At 43.0% G+C, this 23,352-nt stretch carries 19 protein-coding genes, 2 tRNA genes and 1 pseudogene; 12 read left to right on the top strand and 10 right to left on the bottom strand.

What is annotated here, in order from left to right:
* Positions 1–51: 51 nt before the first annotated feature.
* From MSWH1_RS15820 to MSWH1_RS15845, 6 genes are all read right to left on the bottom strand, one after another.
* The gene (locus MSWH1_RS15820) at positions 52–1,035 is read right to left on the bottom strand and encodes a hypothetical protein (RefSeq protein ID WP_048129884.1); all 984 of its coding nucleotides are present in this window, start codon (positions 1,033–1,035) and stop codon (positions 52–54) included.
* A 795-nt stretch (positions 1,036–1,830) separates the two neighbouring features.
* Positions 1,831–2,025, bottom strand: a complete 195-nt coding sequence (locus MSWH1_RS18610; protein ID WP_231591828.1) for a hypothetical protein — start codon at positions 2,023–2,025, stop codon at positions 1,831–1,833.
* Between the two features lie 447 nt (positions 2,026–2,472).
* Positions 2,473–4,452 carry a ferrous iron transport protein B gene (gene feoB, locus MSWH1_RS15830; RefSeq protein ID WP_048129886.1) on the bottom strand — a complete coding sequence of 660 codons (1,980 nt, stop codon included), beginning with the start codon at positions 4,450–4,452 and terminating at the stop codon, positions 2,473–2,475.
* Positions 4,453–4,514: 62 nt separating this feature from the next.
* Positions 4,515–5,180, bottom strand: coding sequence for a metal-dependent transcriptional regulator (locus MSWH1_RS15835; protein WP_048129887.1), 666 nt, complete (start codon positions 5,178–5,180; stop codon positions 4,515–4,517).
* A 232-nt stretch (positions 5,181–5,412) separates the two neighbouring features.
* Complete coding sequence (locus MSWH1_RS15840) at positions 5,413–5,868, bottom strand: N-acetyltransferase (protein ID WP_048129888.1); 456 nt, start codon at positions 5,866–5,868, stop codon at positions 5,413–5,415.
* Positions 5,869–6,163: 295 nt separating this feature from the next.
* A tRNA-Arg gene (locus MSWH1_RS15845) sits at positions 6,164–6,238 on the bottom strand.
* 339 nt (positions 6,239–6,577) lie between these two features.
* On the opposite strand from MSWH1_RS15845, the gene MSWH1_RS15850 reads away from it, so the two are divergent.
* From MSWH1_RS15850 to MSWH1_RS15875, 6 genes are all read left to right on the top strand, one after another.
* Positions 6,578–7,141: a biotin transporter BioY gene (locus tag MSWH1_RS15850; RefSeq protein WP_048129889.1), complete on the top strand. Its 564-nt coding sequence runs from the start codon at positions 6,578–6,580 to the stop codon at positions 7,139–7,141.
* Between the two features lie 105 nt (positions 7,142–7,246).
* Positions 7,247–8,071: an energy-coupling factor transporter ATPase gene (locus tag MSWH1_RS15855; RefSeq protein ID WP_048129890.1), complete on the top strand. Its 825-nt coding sequence runs from the start codon at positions 7,247–7,249 to the stop codon at positions 8,069–8,071.
* Positions 8,047–8,898 (top strand): ATP-binding cassette domain-containing protein, encoded by an 852-nt coding sequence (locus MSWH1_RS15860; RefSeq protein WP_048129891.1) that lies wholly within the window; start codon positions 8,047–8,049, stop codon positions 8,896–8,898. The genes MSWH1_RS15855 and MSWH1_RS15860 overlap by 25 nt, the downstream gene beginning before the upstream one ends.
* A 64-nt stretch (positions 8,899–8,962) precedes the next feature.
* Positions 8,963–9,736 carry an energy-coupling factor transporter transmembrane protein EcfT gene (locus MSWH1_RS15865; RefSeq protein ID WP_048129892.1) on the top strand — a complete coding sequence of 258 codons (774 nt, stop codon included), beginning with the start codon at positions 8,963–8,965 and terminating at the stop codon, positions 9,734–9,736.
* Between the two features lie 182 nt (positions 9,737–9,918).
* Positions 9,919–10,272 carry a helix-turn-helix transcriptional regulator gene (locus MSWH1_RS15870; RefSeq protein ID WP_231591831.1) on the top strand — a complete coding sequence of 118 codons (354 nt, stop codon included), beginning with the start codon at positions 9,919–9,921 and terminating at the stop codon, positions 10,270–10,272.
* Positions 10,269–11,474 (top strand): SO_0444 family Cu/Zn efflux transporter, encoded by a 1,206-nt coding sequence (locus MSWH1_RS15875; RefSeq protein WP_048129893.1) that lies wholly within the window; start codon positions 10,269–10,271, stop codon positions 11,472–11,474. Before MSWH1_RS15870 ends, MSWH1_RS15875 begins: the two co-directional genes overlap by 4 nt.
* A gap of 365 nt (positions 11,475–11,839) precedes the next feature.
* Here the strand turns inward: MSWH1_RS15875 and MSWH1_RS19750 are convergent, their stop codons facing one another.
* Together MSWH1_RS19750 and MSWH1_RS17680 are read right to left on the bottom strand one after the other, a co-directional pair.
* On the bottom strand, positions 11,840–11,947 hold the full coding sequence (locus MSWH1_RS19750; protein WP_197073923.1) for a zinc ribbon domain-containing protein: 108 nt from the start codon (positions 11,945–11,947) through the stop codon (positions 11,840–11,842).
* A gap of 40 nt (positions 11,948–11,987) precedes the next feature.
* A complete protein-coding gene (locus MSWH1_RS17680) occupies positions 11,988–12,209 on the bottom strand; it encodes a hypothetical protein (RefSeq protein WP_052722700.1) in 222 nt (73 codons plus the stop codon).
* Positions 12,210–12,668: 459 nt separating this feature from the next.
* Here MSWH1_RS17680 and MSWH1_RS15885 point away from each other — a divergent pair, with 459 nt between their 5' ends.
* From MSWH1_RS15885 to MSWH1_RS15900, 3 genes and pseudogenes are all read left to right on the top strand, one after another.
* Positions 12,669–13,001, top strand: coding sequence for a hypothetical protein (locus MSWH1_RS15885; protein ID WP_048129894.1), 333 nt, complete (start codon positions 12,669–12,671; stop codon positions 12,999–13,001).
* Between the two features lie 684 nt (positions 13,002–13,685).
* A pseudogene (gene tnpC / locus MSWH1_RS15895) lies at positions 13,686–15,139 on the top strand (IS66 family transposase).
* 114 nt (positions 15,140–15,253) lie between these two features.
* Positions 15,254–15,685 (top strand): PspC domain-containing protein, encoded by a 432-nt coding sequence (locus tag MSWH1_RS15900; protein ID WP_048129895.1) that lies wholly within the window; start codon positions 15,254–15,256, stop codon positions 15,683–15,685.
* Between the two features lie 343 nt (positions 15,686–16,028).
* Here MSWH1_RS15900 and MSWH1_RS15905 read toward each other — a convergent pair.
* Positions 16,029–16,103 (bottom strand) — tRNA-Arg (locus tag MSWH1_RS15905).
* Between the two features lie 348 nt (positions 16,104–16,451).
* Here MSWH1_RS15905 and ilvE point away from each other — a divergent pair.
* The 3 genes from ilvE (at position 16,452) to MSWH1_RS15920 (ending at position 20,969) form a co-directional block, all read left to right on the top strand.
* Positions 16,452–17,330 (top strand): branched-chain-amino-acid transaminase, encoded by an 879-nt coding sequence (gene ilvE / locus MSWH1_RS15910; RefSeq protein ID WP_048129896.1) that lies wholly within the window; start codon positions 16,452–16,454, stop codon positions 17,328–17,330.
* A gap of 216 nt (positions 17,331–17,546) precedes the next feature.
* Entirely contained in the window at positions 17,547–19,490 is a 1,944-nt protein-coding gene (locus tag MSWH1_RS15915) for a molybdopterin biosynthesis protein (RefSeq protein ID WP_048129897.1), read from the top strand.
* 384 nt (positions 19,491–19,874) lie between these two features.
* Positions 19,875–20,969 (top strand): GTP-binding protein, encoded by a 1,095-nt coding sequence (locus MSWH1_RS15920; protein ID WP_048130698.1) that lies wholly within the window; start codon positions 19,875–19,877, stop codon positions 20,967–20,969.
* 166 nt (positions 20,970–21,135) lie between these two features.
* Here the strand turns inward: MSWH1_RS15920 and MSWH1_RS15925 are convergent, their stop codons facing one another.
* Positions 21,136–23,235, bottom strand: coding sequence for a methyltransferase domain-containing protein (locus MSWH1_RS15925; RefSeq protein WP_048129898.1), 2,100 nt, complete (start codon positions 23,233–23,235; stop codon positions 21,136–21,138).
* Positions 23,236–23,352 lie beyond the last annotated feature (117 nt).

The following is a 23,352-nucleotide window of genomic DNA, read 5'->3' on the forward strand; positions in this document are numbered from 1 at the left end:
ATGCCTCTGAGGTTTTGCGTTTTTGAGAAAGTATCCGTTTTTTTCGCCTCATTACGCCTGGGGATCTTTCCGGTTGCAGGTTATGATTTCCGCATCCTCATTATCCCGAAGATCCACGGATTCATCGATAAAACGCTTTTTTGGAGCCTTTTCGGCGATTATGTACTCACATTTATAATCTTCATCGGGTCGGGCTCTTACAGGGTCTGCCTTCACAGGAGATTGGTACCTCATAGCAAATCGCGAGCTTGCAGGAGACGACGGTCTCGCCGGGGCTTCTCTTACTGGAGTTTGCTGCCTCAGGTTGCCTCTAAGCCTTTTTCGATCTCCACTCTCGGCGATGATATACTCACACTTTGTTTCAACGACCTCCTGTTCATCAAGCTCCTCGGGCTTAACCTCCTTTATCTTAAGCTGAACTTTTGCGTTTGTGCCTGGCAGGGACGCAGGAGCTTCCGTGAAATCAATAAGCTCGTGTGCGGAAGGGCTCTCTTTTCTGAAATCAAGTTTACGCTTTGGTTTTCTGGAGAGGGGAGGAAGGTCAAGAGGGTCTTCGAGGGTTGGAAGAGAAACAGAAGGAGGAGAAAGAGGAGAGGAAGGAGAATAGGACATAGTATTTTGCATGCCACCCAAAGCCCCGGAAAGTTTTTCAACTTCTTTTTCCAGCTGTTTTATAATCATTTTCTGGTCAAGCAGCTCCCTGACAAGCCCGTCCTGAATTCCTGCCAGTTCCTTCAGCCGCTGGTCCGCCGTCACAGAGTTATTTTCTCTGCCAAAACCGAATTCGGCTCGCAGTTCACCAATAATTGAAGCCTTGAGTGATGCAGAATCAGGGAGCTCCCTCAATTCAGTTCTGATTTCGGAAAGGATCTGATCCTTAAAGGAGTCCAGATCGGAACTGTTATCCATTTCGGTCTGCAGTTCATTAAGAACCGAAATCTTAATTGCTTTTTTGAGAGTCTCGAGCTCCTCATAGGTTATTGACAGTCGCCTTTTAAGCGGTGTATTGTGCACGTCCCTCTGTCCAGTTCTCATGAAAATACCTCTAACAATAAATTCGGGTCCCGAGTTTCCTTATATCTGCAGTTTTTTGCTAGCATGAAACGTCAGTGTGATATATAATTAAATTGATTCAATCATACAAATTTAAATAATGTGTATAAAGTACATGTAATCTTACTCTATATATATATGGTAATCGATAGTATTCAGCTGACCCGAAATAACTTTAAATGATATTATAATAAGATAACATTATAAACCTTTCTGAAAACGGCTGCAGAAACCGTATAACAAGATAGAAGAAATTGCATAAAATATGAAATTTCCGAAGGAAGAAGATTTAAACGTCAGAATGGGCCGAAAACAAGAGAGGTAGATCGGAAATGTTCTGGAAAAGGGAACAGTGTTCATAAAAAATACCTGTAGAGAATTATATGAATACTAATAATACCCTACTTTCAAGCGTGTCATTTTCAAGCACATAATGCTCGGATCCAGAATTCAACGATCCCATAGAGACAATATATTTCTTGAAGATTGCATAGGCAAAACTGTAGAATAAATAATTACAAAGAGCTCCTGCATAAAAATATAAAGTGGGGGAATAAAGAGTGATCTCTGTCAATAGAAACAAAGGATGGAGGAATATAAAAAGAAGTGATAAAGTCCAGAACCCCGGATGCAGTTAATAATCTCATATAAACAAAATAAAAGCTTCAATCCAAGATTTTCTTCAAAATAGGGAATGAAACCCAAAAGTCAACTCTGAAATGAAATGAGTTGAAGAGTTGGATTTCAACAGGGGTTGGAAATTTTTAGGATTGTGTGTTAATTAATGGACGGACCAGACTCATCGAAATTGATAAGTACATTCTGTTTCACCTGGATTTTGGGGGAGGTACTGCAGTCCATATCCAGAGCACCCTCGTTAACAACAGAACCATGGGTTCCAGTACTTTCAAGGAAAAGTTGAACCTCTTCAACTTCAGGCTCTCGGAAATGATCCATTTCGAAAATGTCCATAATAACACTAAAAACGTTTTTGTGTAAGTGATCGGTAATCCGAGTCATTGGAAATAAACACGATGTATGAAGTATTAATAATTAACTACAACACGAAAACAGATGAGAGAGTTGAACCAAGTTTACTAATATATAAATATTGTGTTCGGTGCACAGAAACCTATCTCCCAGAGAATAACCATAAAAAATAAAAAAACTGGTTGTTTTTGGTGGCCCCTGATTAATTAGTTGATTTATTCCGGAATCAAAGAAAGAATCTTTTAGTTTTTTTATCCCTGCGCCACAAAGGGCTGGGGCAGCCTGCCTTCGTCCTCTTGAGTGCAGCTCAGCTAAAATCCATTGAGTAGTCCTCTTGAGCGCAGCGGAAAGGACCACGTACTGTTGCACTTGCAGTGCAAATCCCAGAAAATCTCCAATATTCTGTGATCCCTAATCGCAATTCGGGAATTAAAGGAAAAGAGGCCCGAAAATCCGGATCAAGACACCTACCACAAGAGCGAGGATTATGGTGAATGTAACGATCATAGCCGTATCCTTTGTTCCAAGCTCATGCTTCAGTACTGCAATCGTTGCCACACACGGGACATAAATGGTTGTAATAACCGCAAACTGATACATCTGAAGGGGAGTCATTACAGATGCGAAGTTGGCTGTACCAGCAAGTACTGCAAGGATCTGGAGAGCCATTTCCTTTCTGAGAATTCCAAAAACCAGGGCTGTTGCGGCAAACGCCGGAAGGCCCAGCAGGCCAACAGATATGGGTTCTACAAAGTCCTGGAAGATAGAAAGAAGCCCAAGGGCATCGAGAACTCCCAGGAAGGCACTCCCTACCAGCAGCATCGGAAAAGCGATATATAAAAACTCCCGGCTTTTCATCCAGGTCTTCGAGATAGTGGATTTCAGTGCAGGTTTTCTGAGAGGGGTCATTTCCATAATGAAACCGCTTCTCTGACCTGGGAGGGCTCTTCCGAGAATCCAGCCCATCGCTGCAATAATAAAAACATTCAGCACATAGATAGAAACTGCGGGCCAGAAACCAACAAATGTCCCCACAAGTCCAAGGATTATAACTGTCCTTGCAGAGCAGGGGATAAGGGAGATCAGAAGCGAAGCTATCCTCTTTTCCCTCCGCGTGCCGAGGGAATGCACTGCCATTATTGCAGGAACATTGCAGCCAAACCCCAGAACCAGAGGGATAACAGCTCTCCCATGAAGCCCGAGCTTATGAGTCAGGTTGTCCAGGAGAAAAGCTGCCCTGGTCAGGTAACCTGAGTCCTCGAATATGGAAAGTATAGCATAGAAAACTGCAATATACGGGATTGCAATTGCAAATCCGGCTTCAACCCCCCGCAGAGTATAAATAATCAGGTTTCGGAAGATAGGCGCCATGCCAAAAGTCATGGTTTCCACTGGCTGGATAACATGAGGTTCAAAAAGATCATCAACAATCCAGGCTTCAAGGAAGCCCCCTACCCTGAAGACAAGAAGAAAAGTAAGGAGCAGGGCAGATATGAGAACCACAATCCCGAAGTTAGGAGAAGTAAGAACTCTATCTACCCTGTCCCGTAATCTTTTTTTCGGCTCGAACATTGAGACAACACTATCTACTATATGCCCGGATTCTCCGTAAAGGTCTCTTGCAATGGTATCCGGCACTGAAATTCCGTGCTCAATATCAAGGTTCTGCCTGAAGCGCCGGGCAGAAGAGAGAATGGCATGGGCTTCAGGCGGCATGCAGCAGAGTTCCACAAACTCGGCATCATTCAGCAGAGCTGCAATTTTGACACTTTGAGAGGCATCCGGAAAAGCGTGGTCAAGACCGGACAGAGCCTGGAGAATCCACTGGCTGTACTTTACCCTGTGGTGATCCTGGACTTTGTCTTTCTCTTCGAGAGCCACGAGCACTACCTCATCAAGCCCTACCCCCCACGTTGCAACAGTGGAAACTACAGGAAGACCTAAGAGTTCTGAAAGTCTGTCTTTATCAATAAGAATTCCAAGCTCTTCTGCCAGATCCACCTGATTTAAGGCAATAACCATAGGGATATCGAGTTCCAGTAATTGTAAAGTTAAATAGAGGTTTCTCTCAAGCCTGCTTGCATCAAGAACATTGATAATGACATCCGGATGATCTTCAATAAGAAATTTTTTGGTTACCTTTTCGTCTTCGTTTGCCACCCCAAGAGAATATATTCCAGGCAGGTCAACTACTTCAATGGTCCTGCCTCTGGCTTTTACACTTCCTCTTTTAAGTGCAACCGTAGTTCCGGGGTAATTGGAAACTTCAACCCCGACCCCTGTAAGCCTGCTGAAAAAAACACTTTTTCCAACGCTCGGGTTGCCTATGAAAGCCAGTGTCATATCATAAGGAGAATTCTTTTGACCTCTGTTGCCAGAAGTACAGCACGAGCTAGAAATCCCTATCATACCTCCATTAGTTTATCACATATCTGATCACATATCTGTAAAGTGTCATCATTGTCCTTTTTTTATGCACTATTGCCTTTAGGGGTGATGAAAATTTTCTTTGCGATATCTTTTCCAAGGGCAATCTCAGACCCAACAGCTATGACTGAGATACATCCCTGCTTTTGCTTGCGCCTGACTTCAATATCCTCTCCTGTAAGGATCCCAAGAGAGGTTAAGCGCTCTTTTGTCTCCCTTGGGAGGGTTACCCTGGCAACCGTACCTGAACTTCCCTCTTTCATTTCATCGAGAGGAATGAATCTTTCCTCACGCTGCAAGTTACATTTATCAATATTTATTGGGTGCCCGTCAGGGCAGTACTCTGGATTTCCCAGAAAATCGTAAAGTCTCTCAAGCACCGAGTCTGATACCGCGTGCTCAAGCTCGCAGGCTTCCTTGTGGGCTTCCTTCCGGTCAAAATCAAGGACATCAGCCAGGAAAGTCTCAAGCACCTGGTGTTTCCTCTTGATTCGGATAGCTTCTTCAGCCCCTTTATCGGTAAATTCAACCCCCTGATAGGGCTTATACTCAACGAACCCCATGGAATGCAACTTTTTGATCATTTCCGTCACACTGGGTGAAGATACATTCAGTTCTTCTGCAATTTGTTTGGTTTTTGCAGGGCTCCGGTTTTTCGTAATAAGGTAAAGAATAGTTTCTAAATACTCTTCAATTCGATCCGTATGCATTAACACCATCCCGCCAACATATGCCCGGAATATTTCAGGCAAGATAATTAGGACAACCTAAAAAACATAATTACTGAATAAATAGCTTTTGGTTTTTGCATGTTTAAATAAATTCAGGTTGAAAAAGGTTTCAAAATCGGGGTATTATCACCTGAACTCTGGCAGGAAAAGATAATATAAAAGGATTCAGGAACCCTGAGACATAAGAACTCCTGAGGGTTCCAGAAAGATATCAGGCATCGAGAGATTTAAGAACTGCAATCTCACTACAGTCCGGAAATTTGGGGCACCTGATGCATCCAGACCAGATTTTCCTGGGAAGGCTGTTTTTATCCACGATATTGAACCCAAGGGTTTCAAAAAAATCAGGCACGTAAGTAAGAGCAAAAACTTCCTTCATGCCGAGGTCTTTCGCGTCCTCGATACAGGCTGAGACAAGCTTTGTGCCTATTCTTTTTCTTGCACAATCGGGCTTAACTGCAAGAGCAAGGATTTCTGCAAGGTCTTCCCAGACCACATGCAAGGCACAGCATCCAACAACCTTTCCTTCGATCTCACAGACATAATAGTCCCTTATGTTCTCATACAGCTCACTCAAGGAGCGAGCAAGCATAAGCTCCTCCTTAGAGTAGGTGTTGATGATTTGTTTCATCTCAACAACATCACTTATCCTGGCTTTTCTGATCAATTCCTGTTTCCTCTGAAGCGATATTTAAGTATTTTAATAGAAATTATGCTGTATTATAAACATTTACAGAATAGAAATTATGATATTACAAACATTTGCTGTATTCCAGCTAGGAGATAACTGTATTTCTGAATAAGAAATTTATCCATAATTTACAGAACTTTCCCACCAGATAGGCTTTCAAAAACAAGCTTTCAAAAACAAGCTTTCAAAAACAGCAGGCAAAACAGATAAAATAAAAAGGCAAAATGAGAAATGGATAAAATAGAATTGTGCAAAAAGAGATAGAGATTAGCGGGCGCGAAGGGATTTGAACCCCCGATTTACAGCTTAGGAGGCTGCCGCCATATCCGGGCTAGGCCACGCGCCCATGATGTAACTCCTGAAAATACAGCATGCAACAGTATGCTAAAACTGCATTTCAAGTGAAGTATCCATAATACCGGCATAAGATATATATTTAATTATCGCTCCGAAGCACAGAAGTTGGCGAGCATGGGTATATAATAGAGACATCTGGAAAGTTTTAAATCCAATGTAAACCATGTACCTACTACAGGTTAACAATGAGTATATGGGTTATGTGCACATGGGTTAACAATGTACATATGATTACAGGAAATTACATCGCCCTAAAAGGCTAACTGAAAAGAAAGTTAACAATAGCTCCATATGCTCTTAATATACCCTCAGAATAAAGGAAAAAAGTATGCATATGATACATGATCATTCTTACCCCGCCCATACTCCAGAACTCAGGAAAATGGTCTTTGCCTCCCTCTTTGCAGCCCTGACTGCTGCAGGAGCTTATATACAGGTCCCCATACCCTTTTCACCTGTTCCTGTCACTCTGCAGGTATTCTTTGTCCTGCTTGCAGGAAGCATGTTAAAGAGCAAATGGGGAAGCCTGAGTATGGTTGTATATGTCCTGCTTGGTGTTGCAGGGCTTCCGGTCTTTGCAGGAGGCAGTTCCGGAATAGGAGTACTTCTCGGACCTACCGGAGGATACATTTTCGGTTTCATACTGGCTGCCTACCTTATAGGGAAACATTCCGAAAAAGCGGAAAGTGCCGGAAAATCAGGGTTTGCAGTCAATGCTCTTAATATGAGCGCAGGTGTTCTGGTAATATATGCCCTTGGGGTTTCCCAGTTGACGCTGATAGCCGAAATAGGACCCTGGACAGCACTTACCCTCGGAGCCCTCCCCTTCCTGCCAGGAGAAGTAGTAAAAACCGCAGTTGCCGCATATATAGCTACAACCCGTAAATTTTAAAATAGGCATGAACTCTAAAGCCCTGAGTAACCCCATTCCCAAAAAAAACTGAGTTCCCAAATTTCCACCTTAATTAAAAAAGAAAAAAAAAGAATTTGATTCAGCATGATAAGGTTCGAAAACGTAAGTTACAGTTACCCTGATGGAACCCCTGCCCTCAGAAACATAAGCATGGAAATAAAAAAAGGGGAATACATAGGGATAATAGGCAAAAATGGGAGCGGTAAATCCACTCTTTCTTTCCATCTTAACGGACTCCTGAAGCCTCAAAAAGGAAAGGTTATGGTAAAGGGCATGGATACCGGAGACTTTTCAAAACTCCAGGGGATCAAGAAAATTGTCGGAATCATATTCCAGAACCCTGAAACTCAGTTTGTTGGCAGGACCGTAGAAGAAGACCTTGCTTTCGGGCCTGAGAATCTCTGCCTTCCGCCCATAGAAATCCGGAAACGTGTGGATAGAGCCCTTGCTGAAACGAAACTTGAGAAATACAGGTATCATTCTCCAAAGACCCTGAGTGGAGGGCAAGGACAGTGCGCAGCTCTTGCAGGAGTCCTCGCCATGGAACCCGAATGTCTTATTTTTGATGAAGTAACCTCCATGCTTGACCCTGATTCGGGGAAAGCCGTCCTCGAACGCGTAAAAAAGCTGCATGAAAAAGGAAAAACTATAGTATATATCACACATAATCTTGAAGAGCTTCATGCCGCAGACCGGATTATCGTAATGGACAGAGGAAGGATAGTTCTTGAAGGAAAAACCGAGAATGTACTCTCAGACCCGTCTCTCCGGGATCTCAGGTTCACTCCGCCCTCCCTGATAGAACTTGCAGAGCACCTGAAAAATCACGGAGTCACGGTCCCCTGGGAAAAGACCTCTTCCCCTTCCAGCTTTGCGGAGGAGATATGCCGATTATTCTTGAAAACGTGAGTTTTATCTACTCTAAAAATACCCCTCTTGAAACAGCAGCTTTAAAAGATGTTAATCTGCGCATCGAAAAAGGGGAATTCGTGGGAATCCTGGGAGAAAAAGGGGCAGGAAAATCCACCCTTATAAAAATGTTTAACGGACTTTTGCGCCCGGATTCGGGAAAAGTGACTGTTGACGGGCTTGCCCCCTCTTCAAAAGAAGTTAAACTAAGGGTGGGGATGCTCTTTCAGCAAGCTGCAGACCAGCTTTTTTGCAAGACAATATATGAAGAGATAGCATTCGGACCTCTAAACTTCGGATATTCCAGAAAAGAAACCGAAAAAAGGGTCTTTGAAGCCCTTGAAGCCGTTTCTTTCGACCGCTCAATGCTACTTAGAGACCCGTTCAGCCTGAGCGGGGGAGAAATGCAGAGAGTTGCCCTTGCAGGAGCCCTTGCCCTCAAGCCGGACTACCTTGTACTGGACGAACCTATAACAGGGCTGGATCCTGCAGGAAAAAAAGAAATTCTGGATACCCTCAAAAAGATAAAAGATCAGGGAACTGCAGTCATAACCGTAACCCATAATCTTAAAGGGTTTTTTCCCCTTCTGGAGAAGATAGTGCTTATCAGAGAAGGCAGGATAAGTTTTCAGGGAAGCAGAAAAGAGTACCTTGAAACCGAGAAAGTGCCTCTTCCCCCGGTAGCGTCCATGATGAAAGAACTTAAAGCAAGAGGCTTACCGGTAAATCCTGCCATATTCACAGTTGAAGAAGCTCTTGAAGAGATATTGAAAGTGAAATCAATTATTGAAAAAGAAAAAGCTGAAAAATGGACTAAAAAAGCTTGAAAATTTGTCCGAAAAATAGACAAAAAGTATAAAAGGAAAAAAGTAAAGAGAACGAGAAAAAAGTATGCCAGAACCTGTTTTCAGTTACGTTCCAGGGGATTCCTTTCTGCATAAGCTTGATCCCAGGACAAAACTTGCAGCTGTTATGCTGCTGGGTATTCTGACCTTCAGGACTGAAAGTTTTTTCGGGGTAGGGATGCTCTTTGCGTTCTTTTTTGCCCTTACATCATTCTCCGGGCTGCCAGCCAGAGTGTTTTTCCGGGCAGTCAGACCTATGCTGCTGTTTATCATATTCATCTTTCTTGCGCAGCTATTTTTCATCGAAGGAAGAGTGCTGGCTTCTTTCTGGATTCTGCAGCCGAGTATCGAGGGACTTCAAAATGGGCTCAGGCTTTCTGCAAGGTTTATACTTCTCCTGCTTTTTGCTGCCCTTATGACAGCCAGCACCGACCCTTCGGCAATTACCTGCGGGATAGAGAGAATACTTCGCCCACTTCCTCTTCGCTGGCTGGGAATTAACTCCTTTGAACTTGCTACAATGATGAACCTCTCAATAGCCTTTCTGCCCCTTCTCTTTGAGAGGGTTGAGCGAACAAAAGCTGCCCAGGCTTCAAGGGGCATGTATTTCGGGCGGAATCCTTTCCACTCAGTCCCTGCCCTTGTAATTCCCCTGATAAGAGGCGTGGTAAGGGATGCTGAAGAATTAGCTCTGGCAATGGAAAGCAGGGGGTACCAGGGAACTTGCAGGACCTCGATGCATGAACTTTTAATGCAAAAAAGAGACTGGGTATCCCTTTTTGCCCTTGTATCTTTTGCTGCCCTTATCCTGAGATTTTGAAAACAGAATAAAAAGGCATAGAAAAACATTTTCCAAACCATATTTCTCTGCAACCGTTTGACCTGTTCATTTTTCAGCTCTTTTTCTGCACTTTTCCCTCCTTCTTTAACTCTTCACCTCATTTCACCATTTCAGGTCGGAGAAGTTTTTAGAAAGGGATTAATATATGAGCAATTGTTCATATGTTCATGAAAGAAAAGTGCGAGAGAGTTAACCCCGAGCAGATAAAAAACCTGCTGCGGACGATCCCTGATTCCAAAAATATTACGCAGATGTCTGCAGTCTTCCAGGCGCTTCAATCGGATACCCGCTTGAAAATCCTTTTTTTACTCAGGCAGAAAGAAATGTGCGTCTGTGAACTCGAGCAGATTCTTGAAGTCACGCAGTCTGCGGTCTCTCATGGGCTTCGGATCCTCAGGCAGCTTGACCTTGTAAGAGTCAGGCGGGAAGGAAAATATACGGTTTACTACATCGCAGACGACCATGTACGCACACTCATCGAGATGTGCCTTGAACATGTGGAGGAAAAAACATGAGCCTTGAATTCCTTAACTTCATTCCGTCCCTTCTTTCGGGAATCCTTCTCGCCTCCGGGAAAATCTTTGTGGAAGCTGCCCCTTACCTCATTTTCGGCTTCGGCGTTGCAGGCCTCCTCAATATAATTGTTCCGGACCAAAAAATCGTGGATTACCTGGGAACATCAGCAGGAAAAGTCCGCTCCGTTATCAATGCTTCTCTGGCAGGGCTTCCCCTTCCCCTGTGTTCCTGCGGAGTGATCCCCGCAGCCATGTCTATAAGGAAAAGGGGAGCAAACCGGGGCGCAACCCTTTCTTTCCTGATTTCAACCCCCCAGACCGGAGTGGACTCCATTGCAATCACCTACGCCCTCCTTGACCCCCTGATGACTATTTTCCGCCCACTTGCAACCCTTGCAACTGCCCTTCTTGCAGGGCTTGCCAACAACCTGCTGATAGGGGAAGAGCCGGAAAAAAAAGGGAATAAAAAACAGGAAAATCCCGGGAAAAAAGCAGAAATCCTTGCAGTTTCGACCCTTGTAGGAGTATCGGCAGCCGGAAGCAAATGCAGCTCCTCTGCTTGTGGTTACAGCTCACCTGAAGTTCCCGGAACAGGAAAAAAGGAAACCGGACCTGAGGGAAGAAGCAAAAGGTCTCTAAAAGAGCAGTTTCTGGGTGGACTGAAATATGCCTACATAGAACTTCCCGGAGAAATCGCCAAGTGGATGCTGATTGGAATCCTGCTTGCAGGGATAATTTCCTACGCTGTTCCCGAAACCCTGATTAAGGAATACCTGGGAGGAGGGCTCGGGTCGATGCTGGTCATGCTTGTAGTGGGCATTCCACTCTACATCTGTGCTACAGCCTCGACTCCTCTTGCCGCAAGCCTCGTAGCCAAAGGAATGAGCCCCGGCACAGCTTTTGTTTTCCTTCTTGCAGGTCCTGCAACTAATGCGGCAACCATAACCATGGTCGTCCGGTTCCTTGGAAAGCGTTCTGCAGCGCTCTACTTGGGAGTTATCTCCCTGTGCTCCCTTGGGGCAGGAATCCTTCTTGACTGGCTTTACCTCAAACTGGGAATAAGTGCGACTGCGACCCTAGGAAGCGCAGGAGAACTACTTCCAGAAGGCATTAAGATCGGTTTTGCGGCCCTCCTGCTACCTTTAATGCTATACGGAGTATTCCACAGGAGTCAAGAGTGCGACTGCACTGAATGCCATTGAAAGGAAAAGGAATAACGGGAAGAAATCTAAGAGCGTGTCTTAAAATTCAAACCATTTATACAATTGGATAATGGACAACGTCAACCTTAAAGTCAGACCGCAAATTGTTCGAAATTCAAATACACAGTGAACTGCCCCGCCCTACCACTTCGCTCCGAGGGTAGAGCTTCCTTCGAGTAATTACGTCACCTGGATATTTGCATAATGCAAGTATCCATCTGTAATCCTGTTTGTCGAAGATTATCAGAAAATTTCTGATAGCCTGTCCACAAAACATTTTGTGATAAGAACCGTTTCATGACGTTGATAACACTATTCCTATCTATATCAATAACGTTTCCGCAATCACATTTCATAATATTTTCTCAAAGAGGCATTTCATGTCTTTTTCCGCAAACACAGCACTCTTTTGAGGTATAAGCTTCATCAATTCTTATTGCTCTTTTATCTGCAAGCTCCGTCTTGTAGGTCAAGAATTCGATGAACCAAGAAAGTATCCTCGATTTTGGGTTGTCAAGAATTCGATGAACCAAGAAAGGTATCCTTGATTTTGGGTTGATCTATTCTGAGAACGTTTTCTTTTTCCATTTTTTTTCCAGTTACTTTCTTTGATTGAGCCATATTTTTTACATTAAGATCACCAACAATTATTGTATTGGCTCTGGTGTTCACAATCATAGTTTTGGAAAGCTTATGTTGAAAATCTTTTATCTGATTAGACTTTTTTGCTTCCATTTTTCTATATGTTTTGTGCAGTCTATTCCATCTATTGCTTCTTTTTTACAATGATCTTTTCTGGATTGATTGTATCTATTTTAGTATTCAACATCAAATGTTTCACTTATGCTATGAATTTTAGTTTTGAGAAAATCAATAACTAAAGGGTTCATAAGAGCTTTTCTTCTATATTCATGCATAGAACGAAATGATAATAGAGTGAATATACAGAATGGCTTCAAAGACCCATTTTATGCCATATGGTTATAACTGTATTGATTTAACTATAAGTATGAATAATTATGTTACTGTTGTTTTGTAGAAGTTGACGGTTTTCATCCCTCACCTGCCAGCCTTCGGCTGTCGAGGAAGGGGACTTCTCGCCTTAGAGTTAAAATGGAGATGAAGATAAATAAAAAAAATACAAATAGTAGATTTATTATAAATTTATATTCGAGAAATACCGGGAGCAATAATATGCAAGAAGGAGAAAAAGACGAACTTGAGGTCTACATGGCTTCTGAGAACGAACCAAGTGAAGCTAAAGCTATTAAAATGGATCATATCATGGCGGAAAAAATTGCTCTGAATTATGAAAGGAGAAAACTCATCCGCATAATCGGTTTTATTGGAATAAACATAGAAGAGCTAAAGGTAAAATCAGGCCTTGATGACTTCATGTATAGATACCATATGGACCTCTTGCTTAAGGAAGGCTTTCTTAAGGTTGAAGAGGGAAAATATCATCTGACGGACAAGGGAATAATGATACATGAATCAGGAATAAATATTAAAGAGCCAAAAAAATGAGGCAGGGCTTTAATTAATATGGTTCATTTCTTTCAAATTATTATGGAATTTCCAATGAAACTAGAAAAGAACCGGATCAAATGACTTTTTGACAGACCGTCCTGAGAAGCTGTATGAATATTCATATTTCATTCACATGATTTATAGTTCAGTCACATAATTCATATTATATCCACATGATTTATATTTTATTCACATAATTCATATTTTATTCACATAATTCATATTTTATTCACATAATTCATATTTTATTCATATGATTTTTTGATCTTAGCCAATCGTTTACTCACTATACGAACCATAGTAGCACATGTCAACTATCCCTGAGCTAAAGACTCAGGGGGTTCCTGCTGAAGGTTTATGAAGGCTTGACTTGATTCTGTCGGTTGACCAGCATGACTAGTGTATCGATTCCAGATTACATCCATAAACCTAAACTTCAAAATCCATCTCGTGACCAACAAATCCCTCACCAAATAATGGATTTATTTGGGAATCGATGCACTAGTATCAACCCAAATCGACTGCAATTTTGACCTCGTTTAGTTTGGGGATTTGAAATATGAGGCTCGGAGAGAAAATAATAAAAAAGGTAACAATTCAGGTAGCCTTTGAAAGGCTACAATTTTTCCTCTTTTCGAGGAAAAATTGCATATAAATTGAATCCTATTTTGTTTCGTTATTATGCTTACACGTGAAGAGATCCTCGTTATCTATGAAGCTGGTCCTGAAGCTGTAATTTCTGTAATCCAGAGACTTGAAACTATCATAGAAGAACAAGCTATTCGAATTGCTGAACTAGAAGAACGTGTAAGGATTTTAGAATCTCGCTTAAATCAAAATAGCAGAAACAGCAGTAAACCTCCTTCTACTGACTTTTCAGTCAAAGAAAAACCTAATCCCAAGAGTCTCCGGAAAAAGAGTGGGAAGAAACCTGGAGGTCAAGAAGGTCATCCAGGCACAACTCTTGATATGGTTAATGATCCTGATTAGGTAATTGAACATTCTTTGACCTGCTGCAAAGAATGTGGACATACTCTTGAGGATGTTGAAGTTGAAGCTTATGAGAGAAGACAAATTTTTGATATTCCTCCTGTAAATCTAATTGTTACGGAACATCGAAGTCAGATTAAGACCTGTACTCACTGTGGAAAATCAAATAAAGCTTCTTTTCCAGAATCTGTGAAATATCCCGTCCAGTATGGTCCTAATATTTTAGCTTCAGCAATTTACTGTAAAAACTACCAGTTTATTCCCTATAAAAGGATTTTAGAGTTTTTTGATGACGTTATGGGGATAAAAATCTGTTCTGCTACGATAATCAGAGCAGAAAAAGAATGCTTCCGGAATTTAGAGGAGTTTGAAAATGTGAGTCAGAGAGGTTAATAACTTCTCCTGTAATCCATTGTGATGAAACTGGGATGAAAATTGAAGGAAAAAGGCATTGGCTTCATGTAGCTTCTAATGACAAATACACCTGTTATTTTGCTCACTCAAAAAGAGGATCAGAAGCAATTAATGCCATGGGAATTCTTCCAGAGTTTAAAGGAATAGCAGTTCATGACGGATGGAAACCCTATAACAGTTATGAATGTGATCATGCTCTTTGCAATGCTCATCTCCAGAGAGAACTTACTGGAATTGAGGAGAACTATAAACAGCAATGGGCTAAAGAGATGAATGAACTGTTAACAGAAATGAAAAAGTATACTGATGAGTGTAAAGAGCAGGTCAAAGATCTGGACTTTGAGCAAATTAAAGTGTTAGAAGAAAGGTTCGATGCTGTAGTCATGAAAGGGATTGAAGAAAATCCACCTTCTCTAAACCCTGAAAAACAAGGAAAACGTGGTAAAAATCCAAAAACAAAAGCAAGGAACCTACTTGACAGGTTTATAGAAAACAAAAAACAGATCCTGAGATTCCTCAATGACTTGAGAGTTCCGTTTGAGAATAACCAAGCAGAAAGAGACATAAGGATGATGAAATTACAGCAGAAAATATCAGGAACTTTCAGAACTATACAAGGAGCGGAAGCTTTCTGCAGAATTAGAGCTTATATCTCAACCATTAAAAAGAACGATTTACCTGTTATAGACGGTATTCTCGCGGCGCTCAAAGGAGCGCCGCTATTATTCTGAGAATTTCAGCATTTTGCTGAAAAAACATACTTTTTTATCAGTGGCTGAATAGTTACTAAAAAAGTTAAAATATATAGTAGAATAATATAAATCCGTATAAATAGAATAATCAATATGCAGGAAAATCCAGAATTAGAGGAAAAAAAGGAACCGAAAGAAAGTGATTTTAAGGCTCCAGGAGAACTTGAAACTGGCTATACAGAGAAATCATGGGAAAAACCTGAAAAAACCATGGAAGAAAAAGAAGCCAGAACAGAACCGGGGGAAAGACCCGGAGAAGAAACAGGAAAAGAGACAAAAGAAGAAAAACACACGGTTTATAAAATGGAAAAACGCCTGACAAAAAGTAAGAGTGACCGTATGCTCTTTGGGATTTGCGGCGGGATCGGGAAATACTTAGGGATTGACCCAACCTTAGTAAGGCTTGCCTTTGTTCTCCTTGCCATGGCAAACGGGATCGGGATCGTTATATATATTATTCTAGCAATAATCATGCCCTCGGAAGAGAGCGTTCAGATGGTGCCCGAAACCCGGAAGAGCAGTTAATAAAAAGATCTTCCGAGATCGGGATTTATAAAAAACAGGAAACATCATTGCGCGAAATTATACCGGGAATTTCCAGATTTTCAGCATTCCCGGTGGACTGCTTTTTTATTTAATTTCCATTTATTTCAACTTTCAAACCTGTTTTTGAATATCTGCTATTTTTAAGAAGAGATACTACCCAGGCTTCCGTAAAAAACTGCACCTATGCCAAAATCCATTGCCGAAAAAAGACAAAATCAAATGGGAAAAGAGTAGGAGTTTCAAAATAAAAGTATAAGAACATCAGGAAGAAGGTCGAGGTTTGTTTCCCAAGATTAGTCAAAAGTAAGCAAGAAGAATAAAGCGGGCTCGAAGGGATTTGAACCCCCGACGTCTGGGTTAGAAGCCCAGCGCTATATCCTGGCTAAGCCACGAGCCCTGGTTGCTTATCCTATTGCGGAATACGAAATGAGCCTTCTAAGATAAAAGCCTTTTGTATGAACGCATTAATTGGAGCGGTATAAAATCTTAAAATATTTATGTGGAAGCGGAATTGTAATATATATTTAATATCTACCCACTTTACTTGGAGTGTTTCTTAAAAATTTCAGTATGGCAACTCTCCCGGAATTCTGATTTCGTTTAAGAGCTTTTCATAGAGCTTACATACTGCAAAAGAGTAGAAAAGTTAAATGGGCTATTTGACCTGTAGATTAAAAACTGTACTGGGTCGAAAGCACCAGAGAAATACCTACAGGAAATAAAAACTGAAAAGGACGATTTGCAAATGAGTGATTTACTGATTTATTTAGACGGGAAATTTGTCCCAAAAGCTGAAGCCAAAGTTTCGGTCTATGACCACGGATTCCTCTACGGCGATGGTGTGTTCGAAGGTATAAGGGCATACAACGGACGTGTCTTCAAGTTAAAGGAGCACGTCGACAGGCTTTATGACTCAGCAAAAGCAATCGCAATGGACATCCCAATCACAAAAGAAGAAATGACCGAGATAATCCTTGAGACCCTCAGGAAAAACAACCTCAAAGATGCTTATATCCGCCCCATCGTCTCAAGAGGAATCGGCGACCTCGGGCTTGACCCCCGCAAATGTGATAAGCCAACTGTCGTTGTTATCGCCCAGGGATGGGGAGCCATGTACGGCGATCTTTACGAAGTAGGGCTCACCGGAGTTAGCGTCTGCGTCCGTAGAAATGCCCCGGATGCCCTGTCCCCGAACATCAAGTCCCTGAATTATCTCAACAACATACTCGCAAAGATTGAAGCCAACGAAAAAGGAGGAGATGAAGCCATTTTCCTTGACCAGAACGGCTTTGTTTGCGAAGGCTCGGGAGACAATATCTTTATTGTCAAAAACAACCAGGTCTTTACTCCCCACACAATAAGCAACTTAAAAGGCATCACAAGAGCTACAGCCATCGAACTTCTGGACGAGATGGGATACAAAGTCATCGAATCAAATCTCGGCCTGTTTGACCTCTACACAGCAGATGAAATCTTTGTCACCGGAACTGCAGCCGAATCAGCCCCCGTTACCAGGCTTGACGGAAGACTCATAGGTACAGGCAAACCCGGACCCCTTACAATGAAAATGGTTGAAGCCTTTGATAAAATAACCCAGAACACAGGCGCACCCATTTATAAATAAAAGAGTCTGTTCGATGAAAAGGCGCGACTCTGAAGACAAAAACAAAATTGCGGGATTTTTCCCGCCAAAATCTTTTTTCGATCAATATTTTTCCCAGTAAACCCTTTTAGCTGGAATCTATTTCGTTTACGGATGCAAGAACATATTGATATGCACCGGGAAATGCTATTAAGGAAAAAATCCATCTGAACCGATAAGATTTCAGGTTTGACTCTTATGAAACGCAAAGAATTTCGGGAACTTGTCTCTGTAGAGGAAGCTCGGAGAATAATAAACCGCCTTCAGATCCGTTCTGAAAAAGAAAGCTCAGCCCTTGAAAATGCCCACGGAAAAATCCTTGCAGAGGATATTATTACCGAAATTAATGTCCCCCCTTTTCCGAGAGCAACAATGGACGGGTACACGGTCCGGGCGGAAGATACGTATGCCTGCAGTGAAACAGAGCCTGTAAAGCTGAAACTGCTTGGGAATATCCCTGCAGGTTCGGATGCAAAATTCACGGTCTCGACAGGAGAAGCCATGGAGATTGCAACAGGAGCCCCGATTCCCAAAGGGGCTGATGCTGTGGTTATGGTTGAATATACCTCTGAAGAAAACGGGACTGCACTTATCTCCAGACCTGTAACCGTGGGAGAAAATATCATGAAAGCAGGCTCTGATATCCTGAAAGGAGAAAGGGTGCTGCGCAGGGGAAGGAAACTGGGAACAAGAGAAATCGGAGTCCTGGCTTCCATAGGAAAAAAAGAAGTTCCCGTAATCAGGCTACCTGTCGGAATAATTTCGACTGGAGACGAACTGGTTAATCCGGGAGAAAAACTGGCTTCGGGGAAGATATATGACGCAAACTCCTACACACTGTACACAGGAGTCCGGGAATGTGGAGCTTTCCCCCTGAATTACGGGATTGTAAAGGACAACGAGAATGTGATGGAAAAAGCGCTTGAAACTGCGGTTTCGGAGTGTGCCCTTATCCTGACTTCGGGCAGCACGTCATCCGGGGCTGGGGATATGATGTACCGGTTAATAGACGAAGCAGGAGAGACCCTTGCCCACGGAATCAACATAAAACCTGGAAAACCTGTAATAATCGGCATCATAAAAGATGTCCCGATAATCGGGCTTCCCGGGAACCCTACATCTGCTTTAATGATCTTCAATGAATTTGTGGCTCCTCTTCTTAGAAAATCCCTTGGAGCAGAAGCTGGAATCAAAAAAACGGAAGAAGGAATAATGGGTATGGATCTCCGTTCCGAAGGGAGGCAGCAGCTCCTTCCCGTAGGCATGGTAAGGGGACGGGTTTATCCTGCAGACAGGGGCTCAGGGGCCATAACATCTCTTTCCGGAGCAGATGGCTTTATAGAAATCCCACCGGAGACAGAGTATATAGAAGCAGGAACTCCAGTGGAAGTCACCCTTTTTGGAGAAGTTGAAAAGCCGGACCTGCTCATAGCAGGCGGTTTCTGCCCCGGACTTGATGTTCTGGAAGACCTTAGCGGACTCAGGTTCAGAACACTTAACACCGGCTCAAGCGGGGGTTTCAGTGCAATTGCCACAGGCATGGCGGATATCGCAGGAGTGAACATGCCCACCAGATATTCCGAAGGACAGACCGGGATCCTGCCAAATGAGACCCGGTACAATACCCCCACAATAGAGGCAATGGGGCTTTCCAGAGCTGTGCTTGTTAAAGGATACAGGCGAGAAGTGGGGCTCCTTGTCAGACATGACAGCCTGGTTTCCGGACTTGAAGATCTGCCAGGAAAACGCCTGATTAACCGAAACAGAGGGTCGGGCACAAGGGCGCTTCTTGAGATGAAAATAGAAGAGCTAGCACGGGAAAGGGGAATAAGCAAAAAAGAGTTTACGGACTTAATCCCTGGATACGGTTCCGGAGCGAAATCTGAAGTTGCAGTCTGCGAGGCGGTTCTTTCAGGAAAGGCTGATGCCGGTGTGGGCATAAAGAACTGTGCGGAAAGAAACTGCCTGAAATTCCTAAAATTTGCAGAAGAAGAATATGACTTCCTGGTCAGAAAAGAGATACTGGAAACCCCTGAAGTCCGAAAATTCCTGCAAACCCTTAGCTCCACAGAATTTGCCTCAAAGCTTCCGGCTGGGCTGCAGGTATATGAGAGAACTGGAGAGAATATTTCTTTTGAATAAAGACGTTTGTTGTGTATATTTGCCAGAGGGCTTCCCATCAAGAAGATTTAAATATTATTATATATATTGAGATATATAAATGACGGCCCAATTTATTCACTTTCGGATCAATCAGTACAAATCATTTCATGCCAACAAAATAATGATAGCAGTAAAAACCGTTTAGCAGCGAGAGGACAAAATAATGATAGCAGTAAAAACCATTCAGTAGCGATAAAGATCATTCCATAGGTATATATATTTCATCCAACTATTCAGGATAAAATATCCAGATAACGGATCTGTTTTGGATCAAAAAAGGTTTATAGAGACCGTTTGGATGCGGTTTCTTTTTTAAAGTACTATGAAAATCATTTCTTCAGTCCCGAAATCGGCAGGTTCCAGATGAGCAGCATACAGGAGCAAATACAGGAAGTAGAAGACGAAATCCGAAAGACCCAGTACAATAAGGCAACTTCTCACCACATAGGCAGGCTAAAAGCCAAGATCGCCCGCATGCGGGACGAAATTGAGAAGAAAGCCTCCTCAAAGAGTGGAGGAGACGGTTACTCGGTCAAGAAATCGGGAGACGGTACCGTAACTCTTGTGGGCTTCCCATCGGTAGGGAAATCCACTCTTCTAAACAAAGTTACTGGCGCAAAATCAGAGGTAGCTGCATACGAATTCACCACCCTTACTGTAGTGCCTGGCGTGCTTGAGCACAAAGGCGCAACAATTCAGTTCCTTGACGTACCCGGGCTTGTAAAAGGCGCGTCTTCAGGGCGCGGACGCGGGAAAGAAGTAATTTCGGTCATAAGAAACTCCGACATGGTTATCTTTTTGCTTGATGTTTTTCAGCCCAAGCACTATGAAGTGCTTATGGACGAACTTTATCAGGCAGGAATCCGTGTGGATGAGGTACCCCCTGACGTTACCATCAAGAGAAAGGACAGAGGTGGAGTCGAGATAAACTCAACCATTGATCTTGACCTCGATGAAGAGACCATCAAAGCCGTGCTGGATGAATACAAAATCCACAATGCCCATGTCCTTATAAGAGAAAACATCACTGTGGACCAGCTCATAGATGTCGTCCTGGACAACCGGAGTTATGTCCGCTCTTTGATCGCGGTCAACAAGGTTGACCTTGCCTACCCTCAGCTGATAGAAGAGTGTAGGAAAATGTACCCGAACTCAATTTTCATCTCAGCCCATAAAGGCACTAATATCGAGGCTCTCAAAGACGCTATTTATGACTGCCTGGGCTTTATTCGAGTCTACCTGAAACCTCAGGGAGGACCAGCAGATATGGAAGAGCCCCTTATAGTTATGAGCAGGACAAACATAGGTCAGATCTGTGACCGTCTGCATCGCGATTTTCGCAGGAAGTTCCGCTATGCCCAGATATGGGGCCCATCTGCAAAACACCCCGGGCAAAGAGTAGGGCTCGATCACAGAATGGAGGACGAGGATATCCTCACGATAATAATCCAGAAGTAAAAGGAAAGCGAAAGGGAAGAAAAAAGGAAGAAATCGATCTTTCGCATTCCGTAGTTTTATGACTTAGTTTTTTTGAATATAATGAGTTTTTTGAATATAATTTTTTTTCAAATCTAACCTTTTTCTTAACCGGTCTTTTTGATGTTACTTTTTGATATATATACTCTTAAAGAGCCTGTATTGTTTCAGAATTGCCGGAGAAAATGTTTCTTTTTCTGTCGGTTTCTGATTCGATAGAGCCTTTAGCTTCGACTTCCTCCTCGAATTCCGCAGCACATTCAGCCGGGCTCTTCCTGGAGATTTGTCCAGAGAGTTTCTTATGCAGCTCAACCTTTACACTGGTTCCGATACCAGACCTTTTCTTTGCAGCCTCAAGAATTGCTGCCAGCATACCGGAGTAGGAGATATTGGTATAAGCGGCCATTTTTGCAAGGTGCCCGTCCCAGCACCAGCCAGGGTTCGGATTTACTTCAAGCAATTTTGGCCTGCCTTCGGCGTCAAGTCTCCAGTCAAAACGAGCATAGTCGCGGCAACCCAACCTTGTAAAGAGAGCAAGGCAACATCTCAGAATTTCTTTTTCGGTCTTTTCAGAAAGTATCGCCGGTACGGATTTGATCTTCCAGTACGGAGAATCCGGGAGCCATTTGGCCTCATACCCACAGATTCTGGGGAGGTTTTCAGGGACTGCAGAGTAGTCTTCTTCCGTGATAGGCAGCACAGTACAGAAAGGCGGGTTTCCTATGATGCCAACACTGATGTCTTTCCCGGGAAGGAACTCCTCCAGCAGAAAAGGCTTATCAGACCCTATTTTTTCCCTCGTCTCCTTCATTATCTCAAATATTTCTTCCCTGCTGTGGACTATGCTTTTCTGCGTTATTCCGAAACTTGAATCTCCGGAATTGGGTTTTACAAGCAGAGGGAAAGAGAGAGAAAGCCTTGAAACGTCAGAATCCCCGGTAACGAGAATTCCTTTTGCCACAGGAATCCGCATCTCACGGGCGACCCCCCTTACAAGAGACTTATCATAGCAGAAGGCAAGGCACTGGGGGCCCGCGCCTGTATAAGGAATATTTAACTGTTCAAGCAGGGCAGGAACATGGAGCTCTTTTGTAGGGTCATTGTAAAAGCCTTCATCACAGAGGTTGAGTACAAGGTCAGTTTTTCCAGCCTTCTTTTTGAGGTCTTCGAGAAGGGTTTCGTGCCTGTCCAGGAAAGTGAATTTCATGTAAGGAATATCGGCAAGAGCCTTTTTCATTCTGTTAACAGTTTCGAAATCATCATCATCAAATACGCAGGCAGGCTTGACCTGATCTTCCTTTCGTGGGTCTCCGAGCACCACAACAACGTTCAGGGGCTTTTTACTTTCAGCATTCTGAAGAAGAGGCCAGGATTTCTCAACAGTTGCCGAAAACAGGATTCTCTGCCCCATCATTCCTGCATCCTGGGTCCCTGTTGATATGGGACTGAAAGTTGTATGAAAAGTAGGGATGCTAAAACCTGATGCAGTAAGCAACTCAAAAAGGCTTTCCCTGTTGTACAGCCTCTCAGCGTAAAACTGGTCTGCAATTATTCCCCGGTCGTTGCGACATATAACCTCCCTGCAGATCAGGCGGTCACCATCAGAAGAAAGAGCCCTTTCCCTGCATACGAAATACTTCCTGTCCAGCCATTCCCATGATCTCGGCTGAAAATTCTTTTTCATATAGTCCCCATCTACAGCATCAATAAAGACCCTGCCTCCGGGCTTCAGTACTCTGAAAACCTCCTCAAGCACTTTTCGATCATGCAGAGTGGAATCAAAGTATCCGAAGCTGTTTCCAAGGATGATAACTACAGAGAAAGTATCAGATGGATACGGAAGTTTTCTTGCGTCCCCTTCCCTAAACCTGACCTGCAGGTTTTCCTTCTGAGCCCTTGTTCTTGCTTTCCGGATAAGGTATTGGGACCTATCATAGCCTTCAACATTTGAAAACCCCCTTCTTGCCAGTTCCAGGACATGCCTGCCCTGTCCACAGCAAAGGTCAAGAACCGTGTCTTCAGGAGCAAGTCCGAGGATGGAAACAACAAGATCTGTTTCTTTCCTTGTAACTTCCATATCATCCAGAAGATCGGCATCGGTCTTGAGGTAAAGGGAGTTAAAAAGAGTCTGCCACCAATCGGATCGGACATGAGGTTCAAGGTCGTCAACCGGCCCGAGGGTTTTCGTCTGTGCGGTACCTTTAGCGCGTTTGCGCCTGGGATTTGAATCGGTAGTATTCTGGGTCATGATCTGATATCTTCCAGAAAAAAGTGTATGTGCTTTCAGTATATCAAGTTTATCGGAGGGTTGAAAACCCTTTATATACTGCAGGGGATAACCAACTAGATTTATAAAAGGATCAAT

Source organism: Methanosarcina sp. WH1 (assembly GCF_000970005.1).
Lineage (GTDB): Archaea > Halobacteriota > Methanosarcinia > Methanosarcinales > Methanosarcinaceae > Methanosarcina.

Bases quoted from the DNA above. Each gene is read 5' to 3' on its own strand.
- MSWH1_RS15820 (WP_048129884.1), bottom strand. From the start codon at position 1,035: ATGAGAACTGGACAGAGGGACGTGCACAATACACCGCTTAAAAGGCGA.
- MSWH1_RS18610 (WP_231591828.1), bottom strand. From the start codon at position 2,025: ATGGACATTTTCGAAATGGATCATTTCCGAGAGCCTGAAGTTGAAGAG.
- feoB (WP_048129886.1), bottom strand. From the start codon at position 4,452: ATGATAGGGATTTCTAGCTCGTGCTGTACTTCTGGCAACAGAGGTCAA.
- MSWH1_RS15835 (WP_048129887.1), bottom strand. From the start codon at position 5,180: ATGCATACGGATCGAATTGAAGAGTATTTAGAAACTATTCTTTACCTT.
- MSWH1_RS15850 (WP_048129889.1), top strand. From the start codon at position 6,578: ATGCATATGATACATGATCATTCTTACCCCGCCCATACTCCAGAACTC.
- MSWH1_RS15855 (WP_048129890.1), top strand. From the start codon at position 7,247: ATGATAAGGTTCGAAAACGTAAGTTACAGTTACCCTGATGGAACCCCT.
- MSWH1_RS15860 (WP_048129891.1), top strand. From the start codon at position 8,047: ATGCCGATTATTCTTGAAAACGTGAGTTTTATCTACTCTAAAAATACC.
- MSWH1_RS15865 (WP_048129892.1), top strand. From the start codon at position 8,963: ATGCCAGAACCTGTTTTCAGTTACGTTCCAGGGGATTCCTTTCTGCAT.
- MSWH1_RS15870 (WP_231591831.1), top strand. From the start codon at position 9,919: ATGTTCATGAAAGAAAAGTGCGAGAGAGTTAACCCCGAGCAGATAAAA.
- MSWH1_RS15875 (WP_048129893.1), top strand. From the start codon at position 10,269: ATGAGCCTTGAATTCCTTAACTTCATTCCGTCCCTTCTTTCGGGAATC.
- MSWH1_RS17680 (WP_052722700.1), bottom strand. From the start codon at position 12,209: ATGGAAGCAAAAAAGTCTAATCAGATAAAAGATTTTCAACATAAGCTT.
- MSWH1_RS15885 (WP_048129894.1), top strand. From the start codon at position 12,669: ATGCAAGAAGGAGAAAAAGACGAACTTGAGGTCTACATGGCTTCTGAG.
- MSWH1_RS15900 (WP_048129895.1), top strand. From the start codon at position 15,254: ATGCAGGAAAATCCAGAATTAGAGGAAAAAAAGGAACCGAAAGAAAGT.
- ilvE (WP_048129896.1), top strand. From the start codon at position 16,452: ATGAGTGATTTACTGATTTATTTAGACGGGAAATTTGTCCCAAAAGCT.
- MSWH1_RS15915 (WP_048129897.1), top strand. From the start codon at position 17,547: ATGAAACGCAAAGAATTTCGGGAACTTGTCTCTGTAGAGGAAGCTCGG.
- MSWH1_RS15920 (WP_048130698.1), top strand. From the start codon at position 19,875: ATGAGCAGCATACAGGAGCAAATACAGGAAGTAGAAGACGAAATCCGA.
- MSWH1_RS15925 (WP_048129898.1), bottom strand. From the start codon at position 23,235: ATGACCCAGAATACTACCGATTCAAATCCCAGGCGCAAACGCGCTAAA.